13 protein-coding genes are annotated in these 14,555 nt (G+C 70.7%); 6 read left to right on the plus strand and 7 right to left on the minus strand.

Annotation, left to right across the window (positions count from 1 at the left end; all coding sequences use genetic code 11):
• Positions 1-28: 28 nt before the first annotated feature.
• The 3 genes from ABZV42_RS26160 to ABZV42_RS26170 all read right to left on the minus strand — a co-directional run bounded on the left by ABZV42_RS26160 (position 29) and on the right by ABZV42_RS26170 (position 2,701).
• Positions 29-1,066, minus strand: coding sequence for a polyphosphate kinase 2 family protein (locus ABZV42_RS26160; protein ID WP_356053775.1), 1,038 nt, complete (start codon positions 1,064-1,066; stop codon positions 29-31).
• A 41-nt stretch (positions 1,067-1,107) separates the two neighbouring features.
• Complete coding sequence (locus tag ABZV42_RS26165; RefSeq protein WP_356053777.1) at positions 1,108-1,599, minus strand: three-helix bundle dimerization domain-containing protein; 492 nt, start codon at positions 1,597-1,599, stop codon at positions 1,108-1,110.
• 649 nt (positions 1,600-2,248) lie between these two features.
• Positions 2,249-2,701: a phospholipase gene (locus ABZV42_RS26170; protein ID WP_355988105.1), complete on the minus strand. Its 453-nt coding sequence runs from the start codon at positions 2,699-2,701 to the stop codon at positions 2,249-2,251.
• A gap of 408 nt (positions 2,702-3,109) precedes the next feature.
• On the opposite strand from ABZV42_RS26170, the gene ABZV42_RS26175 reads away from it, so the two are divergent.
• The 4 genes from ABZV42_RS26175 to ABZV42_RS26190 all read left to right on the plus strand — a co-directional run bounded on the left by ABZV42_RS26175 (position 3,110) and on the right by ABZV42_RS26190 (position 5,988).
• Positions 3,110-3,556, plus strand: coding sequence for an SRPBCC domain-containing protein (locus ABZV42_RS26175; protein WP_356053779.1), 447 nt, complete (start codon positions 3,110-3,112; stop codon positions 3,554-3,556).
• Positions 3,553-3,915 carry a metalloregulator ArsR/SmtB family transcription factor gene (locus ABZV42_RS26180; protein WP_356053781.1) on the plus strand — a complete coding sequence of 121 codons (363 nt, stop codon included), beginning with the start codon at positions 3,553-3,555 and terminating at the stop codon, positions 3,913-3,915. The genes ABZV42_RS26175 and ABZV42_RS26180 overlap by 4 nt, the downstream gene beginning before the upstream one ends.
• 551 nt (positions 3,916-4,466) lie before the next feature.
• Positions 4,467-5,066: an isochorismatase family protein gene (locus ABZV42_RS26185; RefSeq protein WP_355988111.1), complete on the plus strand. Its 600-nt coding sequence runs from the start codon at positions 4,467-4,469 to the stop codon at positions 5,064-5,066.
• Between the two features lie 10 nt (positions 5,067-5,076).
• Positions 5,077-5,988 (plus strand): DJ-1/PfpI family protein, encoded by a 912-nt coding sequence (locus tag ABZV42_RS26190; protein WP_356053783.1) that lies wholly within the window; start codon positions 5,077-5,079, stop codon positions 5,986-5,988.
• 2 nt (positions 5,989-5,990) lie between these two features.
• Here ABZV42_RS26190 and nhaA read toward each other — a convergent pair whose 3' ends face one another.
• A complete protein-coding gene (gene nhaA / locus ABZV42_RS26195) occupies positions 5,991-7,892 on the minus strand; it encodes a Na+/H+ antiporter NhaA (protein WP_356053797.1) in 1,902 nt (633 codons plus the stop codon).
• A gap of 494 nt (positions 7,893-8,386) precedes the next feature.
• Between nhaA and ABZV42_RS26200 the strand changes: the two genes are divergently transcribed.
• Together ABZV42_RS26200 and ABZV42_RS26205 are read left to right on the plus strand one after the other, a co-directional pair.
• Complete coding sequence (locus tag ABZV42_RS26200; protein ID WP_356053785.1) at positions 8,387-10,774, plus strand: excinuclease ABC subunit UvrA; 2,388 nt, start codon at positions 8,387-8,389, stop codon at positions 10,772-10,774.
• Positions 10,775-11,202: 428 nt separating this feature from the next.
• Entirely contained in the window at positions 11,203-11,529 is a 327-nt protein-coding gene (locus ABZV42_RS26205) for a carboxymuconolactone decarboxylase (RefSeq protein WP_355988127.1), read from the plus strand.
• A 34-nt stretch (positions 11,530-11,563) separates the two neighbouring features.
• On the opposite strand, the gene ABZV42_RS26210 is transcribed toward ABZV42_RS26205, so the two are convergent.
• The 3 genes from ABZV42_RS26210 to ABZV42_RS26220 all read right to left on the minus strand — a co-directional run bounded on the left by ABZV42_RS26210 (position 11,564) and on the right by ABZV42_RS26220 (position 14,277).
• A complete protein-coding gene (locus ABZV42_RS26210) occupies positions 11,564-12,046 on the minus strand; it encodes a potassium channel family protein (RefSeq protein WP_355988129.1) in 483 nt (160 codons plus the stop codon).
• A gap of 316 nt (positions 12,047-12,362) precedes the next feature.
• Complete coding sequence (locus ABZV42_RS26215) at positions 12,363-13,202, minus strand: hypothetical protein (RefSeq protein WP_356053787.1); 840 nt, start codon at positions 13,200-13,202, stop codon at positions 12,363-12,365.
• Positions 13,203-13,491: 289 nt separating this feature from the next.
• A complete protein-coding gene (locus tag ABZV42_RS26220) occupies positions 13,492-14,277 on the minus strand; it encodes a hypothetical protein (RefSeq protein WP_355988133.1) in 786 nt (261 codons plus the stop codon).
• Positions 14,278-14,555: the final 278 nt, after the last annotated feature.

Here is a 14,555-nt window from a genome sequence, read left to right on the forward strand (position 1 = left end):
CGTCCGTGTCCCGGGCGGCCTGAGGGACCTACTTCCGCTTGCGTTTCCCGGTCCGCGACGACGTGCCGGAGTCCGGCCGCCCCTTCGCCTTCCGGCCGCTGGCTCGCTGTCCCTCGCCCGCTCCGGAAACCGGATGACCGGCCGCGTACGGATCGGCCGGCGCACCCTTCGGAGCGTCGGCCTCCAGTTCCCGCCTCGCGGCCCGGAGCTCCTTGCGCGCCTCCTTGCCGACCACGGGGTAGGCGGGATCGATGTCCATCAGGGTGTGGGCCAGGATCGCCGCCGTGGAGATGCGCGCGAACCACTTCCGGTCCGCCGGGACGACGTACCAGGGCGCCCATGGCGTGCTGGTGTGCGAGAGCATCTCGGAGAACGCGTGCTGGTACTCGTCCCACCGCCGGCGCTCCCGGACATCGGCGCCGGAGAACTTCCAGTTCCGCTCCGGCAGGTCGAGCCGCTTCATGAACCGGGTGCGCTGTTCCTCCTTGGACAGGTTCAGGAAGATCTTCACGACCTTGAACCCGTTGTCCGTCAGATAGCGCTCCCAGTCGTTGACGGCCCGGTAACGGCGTTCCCAGATGTCCGGCCCGCGCACGTCCGCCGGCAGCCGCTGCCGGTCGAGGACCTCCGGATGGACCCGGACGACGAGCACCTCCTCGTAGTGCGAACGGTTGAAGATCGCGATGTCGCCGCGTGCGGGCAGCCGGGCCGCGTACCGCCACAAGTAGTCGTGGTCGAGTTCCTCGGCGGAGGGCTGCTTGAAGCTGCTGACCTTGACGCCCTGCGGGTTCACCCCGCTCATGACGTGCCGGATCGTGCCGTCCTTGCCCCCGGCGTCGAGCGCCTGAAGACACAGCAGTACGCCGTACGTGTCCTGCGCCGCCAGCCGTTCCTGGTACTCGGCGAGCAGCGACACGCCCGTGCGCAGCAGCTCCACCCCCTGCTTCTTCTTCAGACCCCCCTTGTACCGAGGGTCGAAGTCCTTGCCCAGGTTCACCCGTGACCCGGGCTCGACCCGCAGCGGCTCGATGAGCCGCGCGACGCGTTCGGCCCTGGCATCAGTCATGACGACCCGCCTCTTCTCCTGTCACGGTGAGCACCGCGCGGTCATGGACCCTCACCGGCACCGCCCAGGTCGGACGCGGGCGCCGGCCGGAGCCGTGCGGGTATCCACCGGCCCAGCAAGGGAGAGCGCCGCCGGTGCCCGGCATCCCGCTCCGTCGTCCCCGCGGACGTCGGCTCACCGGTGCCCGCGTCGCCGAGGGCCGCCCGGGTGGCACCTTCCCCGTCGCGGCCGGAGAGCAGCGCCCGGACCCGGCGCTCGACCAGGATCGGGACGTACGTCCTGACCTTCGCCTGCTGGAAGGAACCGCGGGCCGTGGCGACCACCTGGTCCACGACGGACGGGTCGACCGAGGGGTACGCGGCCTTCAGTCTCGCGGTCAGGCGAAGGAGGGCGACCGTCTCGTCGTGACGGACGGCCTCGGGGGCCGCCGGGGCCGCTGTGGGACCAGTGTCCGTGGGCGGGCCGGGGGCGTGACTCGCCCCCCGTGATGCTCTGCTCTCGTCGGCCGTGGCTGCCGGCTCGTCCGTCTTCATCGTTCGACCACCCGCGCGCTCGCAAGTCCCGAGCCTCGAGGGGCGGCGACCGCAAGGCCAACGGTCACGATCCGGCTGCCCCGAGACGGCTCGACGGCCGGGTCACGAGACCGTCCCACTCATTCTGGGTCCGCCCGGTCGAAACCGCCTCACGGACGATCCGCCCTGGGCGGTGGGCCCGTATCTCGGGTACGGCGGCCGGGGCAGGGCAGCTCGATCGTGCACCGCGAGTGGCATGCCACCGTGCTCCGTCTCGATGCCGGCTTGTGCCCCCACCTCCCCGCCCGGCCCGAACCGTCGTGGGCCGCATCGCTCGCGGTGTGGGACGGCCCGCGCCACCCGGCCCGCGCCCGCAGCCGTGATCCGTCCCGAGCGGTCCGGTGGACAACGCGGGAACGAGGGCATGGCTGGGGGCGACGGGGCGGGTGGCGTGGGCTGTGCGACAGGTGGAGCGTGTTGTGCGACGGGTGGCACGGGTTGCGTGAAGCCTTGGCCCCGCATCGGCCGTCGTGACGGACCGGGTGGACCGACACGTCGTCATTAGAGTTCAGGTGAAAGGGAGTTGACTCAAATCACATCAGGGCGCGAGCAGACACATGTGCTCAACGGCTCGCGCCGTGCAGGGGGTTTGCCATGCGGGGGCCGAGCGTCAGCCGAAGGCCTTGACGGCCTGGTAGTAGGTCCAGGCGGTGCTGTCGCAAGTGGTCTTCGTCGCGCCGCTGTAGTTGGCGCAGACTCGCTCCAGGTCCGCGTAAAGCATGCTGTCGAGACGGGACTTGTTGGCATCGAAGGTGCCGGCGGCCTTGTAGTTGCGATAGCCGAAGTCGTGGCGGGCGCACGAGGTCGCGAAGGGGAAGCCGAACGGGTTGTCCGGCGAGTCGGAGCAGTAGTCGGTGGACCAGTCGAACGCATACGCTGACCAGGCCGACTGGTTGGCGCGGGCGGCGACCCAGGTGCTGTAGCTCGACGCGCTGGTCTGCGTCCAGCTGGACAGGACTTGGGGCTTGTCGGCGGGGGCGGCGCTAGCGGCTGTGGCGGTCGCCGTGATGGCGACCAGGGCCATGGCCGAGGCGGCGAAGCCGGTGGCGAGTCTTCGGTGCATCCCAACACCTCCATGAGGCTGCGACCCGCCCATCGGGCAGCAGGTTCATGACAAAGATGATCGGCACGGCGACCCTTCTTGCATAGTGCCTGGACCCCAACAATCAATTAACTCGCGGGAGTTGGGCGGACAGGTTTCATGTCTGCGACCACCATGGCCGCCTATGGCTGGATGTGTTCCTTGAGGGTGGGGGTGTCCCGGTCGGATCCCATCGGCTCCCCTGTCTCCCCTTCGCCTTCTCCCTTTTCGCCGGAGTCCGAGGCGGTCCGGGTCAGCGCGAGGGTCTCTGTGGCGTCCAGCTGTGCGCCGCCGCTCCCGCAATCCTGGATGTGCAACCCGAGGGTTGCGATTAGGACCTCGACGTGCAACCCTGGAGTTGCATCATTGGTCGCTGTGAAGGAGCACCTCATGACCGAGGACCGGATCGAACGCGAAACCCTGATCGAAGCGCCGCTGGAGAAGGTCTGGCCGCTCGTGGCCGTGCCCGGGTTCTGGGTCGCCGACGAGGAGAGCCTGCCGACCACGCAGGGCAAGGAAGGCGAGTCGACCGTGGTGAAGCACCCCGAGTACGGCGAGTTCCCGGTGCGGGTGGAGAAGGTGGAGCCGCCCACGTACGTCGCCTATCGCTGGACCAGCGCGTTCCCCGGAGACGCGCTGAGCGACGGCAACAGCACGCTGGTCGAGTTCACCCTGATCCCGGAGGGCGCGAGCACGCGGCTGCGGGTCGTCGAGAGCGGCTTCGCGGCGCTGACCGGGCCGGCGGAGCTGCGGAACAAGGCCCACGAGGACAACAGCAACGGCTGGCCCCAGGTCCTGGACGCGTTCAAGAAGCGCGCGGTCCAGCCGTCGGTGTGACCGAGGACCGAGGCGAGGCCGGGGAGGTCGACAGCGTCCTTGCCGCGCTGGCCGACCCGACGAGGCGTCAACTGCTCGATCTGCTGGCGGCCGGGGGAGAGGTCACGGCCACGAATCTGGCCGGGGAACTGCCCGTGTCGCGGCAGGCGGTGGTCAAGCATCTCGCCGTGCTGGACGCCGCCGGGCTCGTCACCGGGAGCCGAGTGGGGCGTGAGGTGCGGTACGCGGTGCGGCCGGCCGCGCTGAACGCCACCGCCCGGTGGATGTCCGCGCTCGCCGCCGACTGGGACCGGCGCCTGGCGCTCATCAAGCGCGTCGCGGAGGCCGCGGAGGCCGCCGAGCGAACGTCACGCGGGTGATCGCCCTTACACGGTTCCTGGCCGCCCGGCTCCGGGCGGCCAGGAACCACGCCGGGTGCGGTGCGGGACGCATGCCGGGCGCCGTACGGGTGTGGCGCGGGACGCGTGCCGGGTGCGGGCGCGGGTGCGGCGCGGCGCCCATGCCGGGTGTGGTGTCGGCGTGGCGCGGCACCCATGCCCTACGGCTCCATGTCCCATGTCCGACGCCTGTGCCCCATCTCCTCCGGTGTCCATGTCTCATGTTCTCGTGCGTTCATGTCCGTCCCCATGTACATGTATTGGGCACCCCTCATGTTCATGTGTCCATGGTTCGGCACCCGAACGGGATGAGGTGTGCGGCACCCTCACGGCCGGCCATGTCCTGTCGGCGGGACAGCACACCGCCGGTGTGACAGCCGGTGCGGCCGTCAGTTGCCGCGGCCCCCGAGGCCGGGATCGCGCAGCCGTCGCCGGGTCGGCTCCCGGACCCGCCCTCGCCGTGACCGGATCGGTCCGCACCGGGACCCGATGAGGTCTGTCCCGAGGACACCCGCACCGGTCAGAGTGGAGACATGACCCGAGCACTGATCGTCATCGACGTCCAGGAATCCTTCCGCGCCCACCCTCTGTGGGAGACCATCTCCAACCCGAAGATCACCCACCAGGTGGACCGGCTCGTCGGCCTCGCCCGCCTGGCCGGCGACACGGTGGTGTGGGTCCTGCACTCGGAGCCCGGCAGCGACGGCGTCTTCGACCCCGCCCTCGGCCATGTCCGGCTGATGGACGAGCTCACGCGCCAGGAGGGTGAGCCGCTGATCCACAAGACCTCGCACAACGCCTTCACGACCACCAACCTCCAGCAACTCCTCACCGAGCGCGGTGTCCGCGAGGTCACCGTCTGCGGGATCCGGACCGAGCAGTGCGTCGAGACCACCACCCGCCTCGCGAGTGACCTCGGCTACCGGGTCACCTTCGTCTCCGACGCCACCGCGACCAACCCCATCCCGCACCGGGACGCCCCCGAGGGCCAGAGCGTGGCGGAACTGCTGGCCGACCCCCGCACCCTGAGTGCCGAGGACGTCATCAAGCGCACCGAGTACGCCCTGGCCGGGCGCTTCGCCACCATCGCCACGGTCGAAGAACTGGAGACCTCGGCCGCTTCTCGGGCATGATGACCGGATCGTGAGCCACATCGTCTTCTTCCTGGTGCCCGGAGTCCATCTGCTGGACCTGGCAGGACCCGCGCAGGTCTTCTCCACGGCCACCGACTTCGGGCACCGCTACACCCTCGGCTACGTCGCCGAGCAGCCGCAGATCGTCACCGCCCAGGGGCTGCCACTGGTGACCCGGCTCGACTGGCCCGACCTCGGCCCCGAGGACCTGATCGTCGTGCCCGGCTGGCGCGCGCTCACCCTCGGCGACGGACCCCGAATCGGCGAGGCGAGTCTGCGGGTACTCCGGGAGCATCACGCGCGGGGCGGCACCGTCGCCAGTGTCTGCGCGGGCGCCGACGCCCTCGGCCGGGCCGGGCTGCTCGACGGCCGTCGCTGCACCACCCACCACGACGTCCAGGACGAACTCGCCCGCCGCCACCCACGGGCCTCCGTGATCCGCGACGTCCTGTACACGGAGGACGACCGGGTGGTCACCTCGGCGGGCATCGCCAGCGGGATCGACCTCGCCCTGCATCTGATCGCCACCCGGCACGGTCCGGCGGTGGCCGCGCAGGTGGCCCGGGACATGGTGGTCTACGCACGGCGCAACGGGCACGAACCCCAGGCCAGCGCGATGCTCCGGCACCGGTCCCACCTGGACGACACCGTGCACCGCGCCCAGGACCTGCTCGACGCCCGCTTCGACCACCCGGTGCCCCTGCCGGAACTGGCCGCCGCCGTCGGCGTGAGCGAGCGCACCCTCACCCGCCTGTTCGCCCGCGCGACCGGCGGTCTCACACCACTGCGCTACCAGCAGGCCCTGCGGCTGGAGCGCGCCGAGCACCTCATCAGCCACGGAGTCACCGTCGACTCCGCCGCCCGCGCGGTGGGCTTCGAGGACGCCCGCATGCTGCGCCGCCTGCGAGCCCGGGCGAGCTGAGCTCAGCTCTCCTGGCCCGCCCCCGTGAGCGTCGTCCGCTGCCGGGCGGCGCGTACGGCCGCCGTCAGGGAGGCGATGTCGTAGGCGCCGTGGTGACGGCGGCCGTTGACGAAGAACGTCGGAGTTCCCGATACGCTGCTGAGGTCGGCCGACTCGACGTCCATGGCGATCCGGGCCGCGCCCGCGCCGCCCCGCAGGTCCTCACGGAAGCGGCCGCTGTCGAGGCCGAGCCGGGCGGCGTACCGGAACAGGTCCTTCGGCCCCAGGTCGCCCTGGTGTCCCATGAGCAGGTCGTGCATCTCCCAGTAGCGGTTCTGGCGGTCCGCGGCCTCGGCGGCCTGCGCGGCGAGCTGGGCGTTGGGATGCACATCGGTGAGCGGCAGATGGCGCCATACGTAGCGGACGTCACCGAAGTCGGAGAGCAGTTCGCGCACCACGGACTCGGCCAGACCGCAGTAGGGACACTCGAAGTCCCCGTACTCGACGAGGGTCACCGGTGCCTCGAGCGGCCCGCGCACATGATCGCGCTCCACGTCGACGGGTTCGCTCAGATCGACGATCGTCTGGCCGGTCCCGAGGAGCGCCCGGGCACGGGAGCGCCCGGTGAGCGCACCGATCACCAGGGTGACGACCCAGGTGAGGAGGAACGAGCCCGCGACCGCGCCCAGAATGCCGATCTTCGCCTGCTCCAGCCGGGCGCCGTCGAAGGCCAGCGAGGCGATCAGCAGGGCCACGGTGAAGCCCACCCCCGCCAGCGTGCCCCCCGCCGTGATGGCTCCCCAGCCCACGGGCGGGTGCAGCCGTCCCCGGCCGGCGCGCGTGGTGAGCCAGGTCCCGCCGATGATGCCGATGGGCTTGCCGAGCAGGTAGCCGAAGAGGATGCCGAGGGTGACCGGCGAGGTGAAGGCGTCCGCCAGCTGACCGGAGCTCAGGGTGATGCCGGCGTTGGCCAGGGCGAACAGCGGCACGATCACGTAACTGGTCCAGGGATGGAACATCAGCTGGAGGCGTTCGTTCGGGGAGAGCGTCGAGGCGAGACCGCGTCGCACCGTACGCGCCAGCTCCGGCGTCGGCTGCTCGCGAAAACGCCGGAACAGCCGGCTGGCGTGCTCCAGATCGCTGCGCTCGGCCGCGTACGCGTAGGTCAGCATGCCCATCGCGAGACCCGTCACCACGGGGTCGATGCCCGACTTCAGGAGCGCCACCCAGATGGCCACGCCCAGCACGCCGTACAGGGACGGAACGCGTGCGCCGATTGTGCGCCGCAGCAGCATGACGACCACGAAGAGAGCGAGCGCTGTGAGCAGCGCGGGCAGCGCGATGGTGTCGCTGTAGGCGAAGACGACGACGGCCAGGGCCAGGAAGTCGTCCACGACGGCGATGGTGAGCATGAAGACCCGGAGGCTGCCGGGCAGGCGGGAGCCGAAGACGGCGAGCATGCCGAGGGCGAAGGCGGTGTCCGTCGACATGGCGGCACCCCAGCCGTGCGCCGCCGGACCATGGCCCGAGGTGATGGCCAGGTAGACGACGACGGGGACGACCATGCCGCAGAGTCCGGCCAGCACCGGCAGGGTGACCCGGCGCCGGTCCCGCAGCTCGCCCAGGTCGAACTCGCGCCTCGCCTCCAGACCGACGACGAAGAAGAACAGCGTCATCAGCCCGCTGTTCACCCACTCGCGCAAGTTCATGGACACACCGCCCGACCCGATGCGGATCGACAGGTCGGTGCTCCACACCGTCTGGTACGAGTCGGGCCCGATGTTGGCCCAGGCCAGCGCCATCACGGTGGCGGCCAGCAGCACGGCGGCGCTGCCCGTCTCCGTCCGCAGGAAGGAGTGCAGCGGGCTGCGCGCGCGGTTGCCGCATTGAGTCCGGCCTGACATGGGCGACGCGTCGGAAGGCATGGTCACTCTCCGATTCTCGCCCCGGATCCGACACTTCCCCAGGCGACCCGTCCCCGGACCGGTCGACCGACGGCCGTACGGGAGGGCAGATGGCCGGACTGGAGGGCCGAAGGCCGGTGACCGGACGGGAGGGCCGATGGCCGGTGACCGGACCGGTCAGGATTCGAGAAGCGCCGGCGGCCCTGTCTCACCTAGTGTCGCGGCAGGCAACGTTTGCCCGTGAAGGAGCGGCGCCCGGTGCGTGCTCTCGGTGTGCCGGCCGGAAGCTCTCGTACTGGATGTACTTGGGCTTTCGGCCGGTGCGGCGAGTGGGGGTCCCCCCTGCTCGAAGAGGTCGGGGGAGCGTGCCGGGAGTCGCGACGGGGCGAACGTTGCCTGTCGCGGCACTAGCGTGGCGCAAGGTGGACCCGGCGCGGCGCGCGAAGCTGGTTGGATCGGGGCAGGCGATGACGGCGGGCCCGCGAAGGCGGCTCCGCCCGGCAGATGGAGACACGATGAGCAAGGCCACGAGGACGGACCCGCGGCCGTCCGCGCCGCATGGTGCCGACAGCCACGATCTGATCCGTGTGCTCGGCGCGCGCGAGAACAATCTCAAGGACGTCAGCATCGAGATCCCGAAGCGCCGGCTGACGGTGTTCACCGGAGTCTCCGGCTCGGGCAAGAGCTCGCTGGTGTTCAACACGATCGCCGCCGAGTCGCAGCGGCTGATCAACGAGACCTACAGCAGCTTCGTGCAGGGGTTCATGCCCACGCTCGCGCGGCCCGAGGTCGACGTCCTCGAAGGACTCACCACCGCGATCATCGTCGACCAGCAGCGGATGGGCGCCGACCCCCGCTCCACGGTCGGTACCGCCACCGACGCCAACGCGATGCTGCGCATCCTCTTCAGCAGGCTCGGCAAGCCGCACATCGGCCCGCCCAGCGCGTACGCGTTCAACGTCCCCTCGGTCAGCGCGAGCGGCGCCATCACCGTGGAGCGCGGTGCCAAGAAGGCGGTGAAGGCGACCTTCAACCGCACCGGCGGCATGTGCGTGCGCTGCGAGGGCCGGGGCGCAGTCTCCGACATCGACCTCACCCAGCTCTACGACGACTCCAAGTCGCTCAACGACGGCGCGATCACCATCCCCGGGTACGGCTCGGACGGCTGGAACATGCGGCTCTACAAGGAGTCGGGCTTCGTCGACCCGGACAAGCCGATCCGCAAATACACGAAGAGGGAGCTTCACGACTTCCTCCATCACGAGCCGACCCGCATGAAGATCGCGGGCATCAACATGACCTACGAGGGTCTGATCCCGCGGATCCAGAAGTCGATGCTCTCCAAGGACAAGGAGGCGATGCAGCCGCACATCCGGGCGTTCGTGGACCGGGCGGTCACCTTCGCCACGTGCCCCGAGTGCGACGGAACCCGGCTCAGCGAGGGCGCCCGTTCGTCGAAGATCAAGCGGATCAGCATCGCCGACGCCTGCGCGATGCAGATCAGCGACCTGGCCGAATGGGTCCGCGGTCTCGACGAGCCCTCCGTCGCGCCGCTGCTCGCCGCGCTCCAGCAGACGCTCGACTCGTTCGTGGAGATCGGCCTCGGCTACCTTGCCCTGGACCGCCCGGCGGGCACGCTGTCAGGCGGCGAGGCACAGCGCGTGAAGATGATCCGCCACCTCGGCTCCTCGCTCACCGACGTCACGTACGTCTTCGACGAGCCCACGGCCGGTCTGCACCCCCATGACATCCAGCGGATGAACGACCTCCTGCTGCGGCTGCGGGACAAGGGCAACACGGTGCTCGTCGTGGAGCACAAGCCGGAGACCATCGTGATCGCCGACCACGTCGTCGACCTCGGCCCGGGCGCCGGTACGGGCGGCGGCTCCGTCTGCTTCGAGGGCACGGTCGAGGAACTGCGCAAGGGCGACACCATCACCGGCCGTCACTTCGACGACCGCGCCAAGGTCAAGGAGACACCGCGCGAGCCCACCGGCACGCTGGAGATCCGCGGCGCGTCGGCGAACAACCTGCGTGACGTGGACGTCGACATCCCGCTCGGGGTGCTGGTCGTCGTCACGGGTGTCGCGGGCTCGGGCAAGAGCTCGCTGGTGCACGGGTCCATCCCGGCCGACGAGGGAGTCGTGTCGGTCGACCAGGCTCCGATCCGCGGTTCGCGGCGCAGCAATCCGGCGACGTACACCGGTCTGCTCGACCCGATCCGCAAGGCCTTCGCGAAGGCCAACGACGTGAAGCCGGCGCTGTTCAGCGCCAACTCCGAGGGCGCCTGCCCCACCTGCAACGGCGCCGGCGTCATCTACACGGACCTCGCCATGATGGCCGGTGTCGCCACCACCTGTGAGGACTGCGAGGGCAAGCGGTTCGACGCCTCGGTCCTCGAGTACCACCTCGGCGGCCGTGACATCAGCGAGGTCCTCGCGATGTCGGTGGACGAGGCGGGGGAGTTCTTCGGCGACGGTGAGGCGCACACACCGGCCGCGCAACGGATCCTGGTGCGGCTCGCCGATGTCGGGCTCGGCTACCTCACCCTCGGACAGCCGCTCACCACGCTGTCCGGCGGCGAGCGGCAGCGGCTCAAGCTCGCCACGCACATGGCCGACAAGGGCGGCGTGTACATCCTCGACGAGCCGACCACGGGCCTGCACCTGGCCGACGTCGAGCAGCTGCTCGTACTCCTCGACCGGATCGTCGACTCGGGCAAGTCGGTCATCGTCGTCGAGCACCACCAGGCGGTCATGGCACACGCCGACTGGATCATCGACCTCGGCCCCGGAGCCGGCCACGACGGCGGGCGGCTCGTGTTCGAGGGCACCCCGGCCGACCTCGTCGCCGCACGCTCCACCCTCACGGGGGAACACCTGGCGGCGTACGTCGGCGCCTGACCGTGACCGCTCACCGCGGGCGCGGGGGCGAGTTCCGGCCACCGCCGGGACGTACCCCCGCGGCCGGCGGCCATGGACGGACGGGTCCGCCTCCGGCGGGGGCCCGGCGTCGAACAGCACCTGGGTCGAGCGGAGGTGCGATCCCTCCGGCCGGAGATCCGCCGGGCCAGGACGAGCGCCGGGCCGGGGATGAAGGACGCCGGTCCTGTGGTGATGAGCACCGGTCCGGTCATGACGGCGTCGGTCCGATCATGAGTGCCGGTACGGTGATGACGGGCGCCGGTCCGGTCATGACGGGCGTCCCCCTGCCCAGGCGGCTCCGCGCGCGCCCTGTCCGAATCGCACCTACGGTTGACGCACAGCGGCGCCCGAGGACAGCGACCCCTTCGGCCCTCGGCACCCGTCACCGCATCAGGAGGCCGGCCACCATGACCACAGCATCCGACACCCCTGTCCTCGACACCATCGCCGCCATGACCGTCGACTCCGTCGAGCGGTGCGAACTGCCCCCGGACCAGCTTCTCCTCACGCGCATCGCCGCGCTCGCGGCCTCGGACGCGCCGCCCATCTCCTACCTCGCCCACATCGACCCGGCCATCAAGGCCGACCTGACCATGGCTCAGGTGCAGGACGTCCTGGTGGCCATCGCCCCCATCGTGGGCACGGCCCGTGTCATGACGGCGGCCGGCAACATCGCCACGGCGTTCGGCATGGCGATCGCGGTGGCCGAGCAGGAGCTCGAGGCCGACGGCTAGGGACTGTGCCGAGGGCGCGGACCGGACCTCCCGGTCATCCCTCGTACGGGAGCCCGTCGCCCTCCGCGCCGGGCTCCGGAACGCTCTGCTGGTGCCTGCCCTGCTGGACCGCCGACACCAGGAGCCTGGCCGCCACCCCGATCAGCAGTACGTTCACCACCATCTGCCCCGTGACCAGGAGGCGGCCCGTTTCGGTGCGCGGAGTGATGTCTCCGAAGCCGACCGTGCTGAAGACCGTCACGGTGAAATACAGGGCGTCGGTGCGCGTCAGCGTCTCGCTGAAACTGCCCGGCACGCTGCGTTCCATCAGGTAGTAGACCGTGGCGAACAGGAGCATGTAGAGCGGGGCGCTGGTCGCCAGTGCCTCCATGGCACGCAGTTCGGGCCGCGGGGCCCGGGTGATCTCCCGGATCTGCCAGGCCAGGAGCAGGGCCACCGCCGCGATGCCGCCGACGAGGACGACGAGGGTGGCCGGGGTGAAGGGCTTGTCGAGCGGGAGCACGTAGTAGACGGTCACGAGAACCGCCGAGGTCAGAAGTGATCGCAGGACAGAGCGGATCGCCTCCCGATGGCTCCGCCAGAAACCCCTGCCCACCGCTCCGCCCCGCCGCCTTCCGCCGTGACCGAGCGGCCGTGCCGGCTCGTGCACCCAGCCTTGCCGGTACCGGGAGCCCCAAGCCGGAGGCGCACCCAGATGGTCACCGGGATGGCGGTGTTCTTTCCGCGGAGGACGGGCGCGCCGCGTCGCGGAGTACGGGCCGCGCCGCATCGCCCACGTGTGGTGCGGGCGACGCGGCGCGGTCCGGTCCGTGTTCCCGGGCGGGACTCCGCCGCTAGATGTGCGTGTAGTCGACCTTCGTCAGGCCGTACCGGAGGGCGATGGGATTCCACAGCTCCGCGAACTGCTGCTTCGCTTTGGCTGCCTCGGTGTTGTGGGTTCCGACCGCGTAGTCGGCGCCCGGCGCGCCGTCGTGCCCACATCCATAGACCGGGTCGTCGGTCACGAACTCGACGATGTCCGACGCCCAGGGGGAGTAGGCCCGGTAGGCCTCCGCTGATTCCGTCCAGCCCCGGGACAGTGCGTCCAAGGCCTCGGCAAGGTCGCCGTCCGCCTGAAGCATGAGCGGGCCGATCTTCCGGGCGAAGCCTTCGCGTGCCTCGGCCACCGCCTCCAGATCGTCACGCGCGTCTCTGACGGGACCCGCGCCCTGCGAGCAGTCCTTGGCCATTGCGATGGCCTTCCGCACTCGCGAGAGCAGCGGGGCGTTCTCGTCCAGGAGGCCCTGCACCTGCCTGACGATGCCTTCCGGCGAGTCGGCCGACGCGGACGGGGACGCTCCGGAGACGGACGGGACGGCGGCCGCGCCGGTGGGTGCGACCGAGGCCGATACCGAAGGCGGAGCGGAGGTGCCGGGGGCAACGGCGTCGACCTTGACGCGAGCCGTGTCCGACGGGGACGCCGACCGGTCGGAGGTCAGCCAGATCGCGGCCGCCGTGATGCCTCCGGCGAGAACCGCGCCCGTCACGAGGGTCACCGCGACGACACCCCAGCCGGTCCTGCTGCGTCCCGGCCGGGGCGCGGGGGCCTGAACGACCTGATGGGCGGAGCCGGGGTACCCGATGGTCCCGGTCGGCAGACCGGCGAAGACCGCGGCATGACTTTCCGCGCCCACCGGCACGGCCTGGGGCAGCGCGCCAGGGTGTGCGGCGGCGGGCGCCTTGAGGAGACCGGCGGCAGGGGTGCTTGTCGGTGGTGCCGGAGGTGCCGGGCCGAGTGGCGGGAGAACGGAGTGAAGGTCTCAACTCGATGTTCTCCCGGGCGACTTCGCGCGAGGCGCCCGCGTCCGCGCTTCCGGTCGCCGTAACCACCCGCGCACCCCACGCCACCCTGCACCCTGCGCCACCGGGGCACCCTGCGCCACCCGGGCACCCCGTGCCACCCAACTCGCCCCGTCCCCTCACCTATTGCCGGATGAGTGTGACCTCGCGGCGGTGGGCGTCCTGGACCTCGGGGGACCAGTCGCCCGTGCAGTAGACGGACACCTCGCTCATCGAGCCGTCGCGCACCTCGGCGCGGAGCATTTCACGGCAGTACCAAATGCCCTCGGCGTCCTCCCAGCTTTCCTCGAACTCGATGACGATCCCTGTCTCCGTGACATCGGCACGGTGGCGTTGAACGGTGCCGAGCGCGGGATGGCTGCCCCGGCGCAGCGCCACGAGGTTGTCGCGGCCGGCCGTCTGGAGCCGCCACTGGGGCAGACTGAGGTCCACGAACACGTCGTCCGTGAACAGCCCGGCGGGGGCGCTGTTCGTCTCCAGGAACTCCACGAAGAGATCCGCGAGTTCCTTGGCCCGGTGGGCGTCGAGGGCGCTCATGACGCCGCCCCCCGCGAGATTGCGGCCGACGACCCGCATGGTGCGGTCCAGCTCGGTGGTGGGGCTGAACTCCACGACTTCGCTGCCGGCGAAGAGGAGGGGCAGATGCCCCGGAGCGCCGTAGTAGGCGTCCCCGGCGTGGAAGACCTCGTCGTGGTCGGCGTACCGGAACATGATCCTTCCGGAGATCACCTGGCCCCAGTGCGGGCACTGGCACCGGTCGTCGGGCAGCCCCCGGAAGAGCGGGCCCGGGTCCATGTCCGCCTTCATGGTCTCGTACGAGACGGTGTACGGGCCGATCTCGGCGTACCGGCCCTCGATCACCGGCTCGTCCAGCTTCAGCTCCGCCTCCGCCTTGGCTGTGCGCGGCATGACGTCCTGCCTTTCGTCGCCCGGCCGTACCCGGTTCCGTACGGCGCCTTCACCCCTCAGGCGTGAGGCCGGGCGGCACGATGTGAGGTGAGGGCTCACCGGTTCGGGTGGTCGACCGCCTCGTGGATGTCGTCGCGGATCTCCCAGCGGATCCGTAGCCGTCGCAAGCCGTGGATCCACGCGGTTGGGTCGGCCGCGCGGCGAGGTGCTCACCATGAGGGCGAGTCCTGTTCCGCGCGGCCTCCCGCCGAACCGGACATGACGGTTTCCCGGTCATC

Origin of the sequence: Streptomyces sp. NPDC005281, assembly GCF_040607495.1 — a bacterium.
GTDB lineage: Bacteria > Actinomycetota > Actinomycetes > Streptomycetales > Streptomycetaceae > Streptomyces.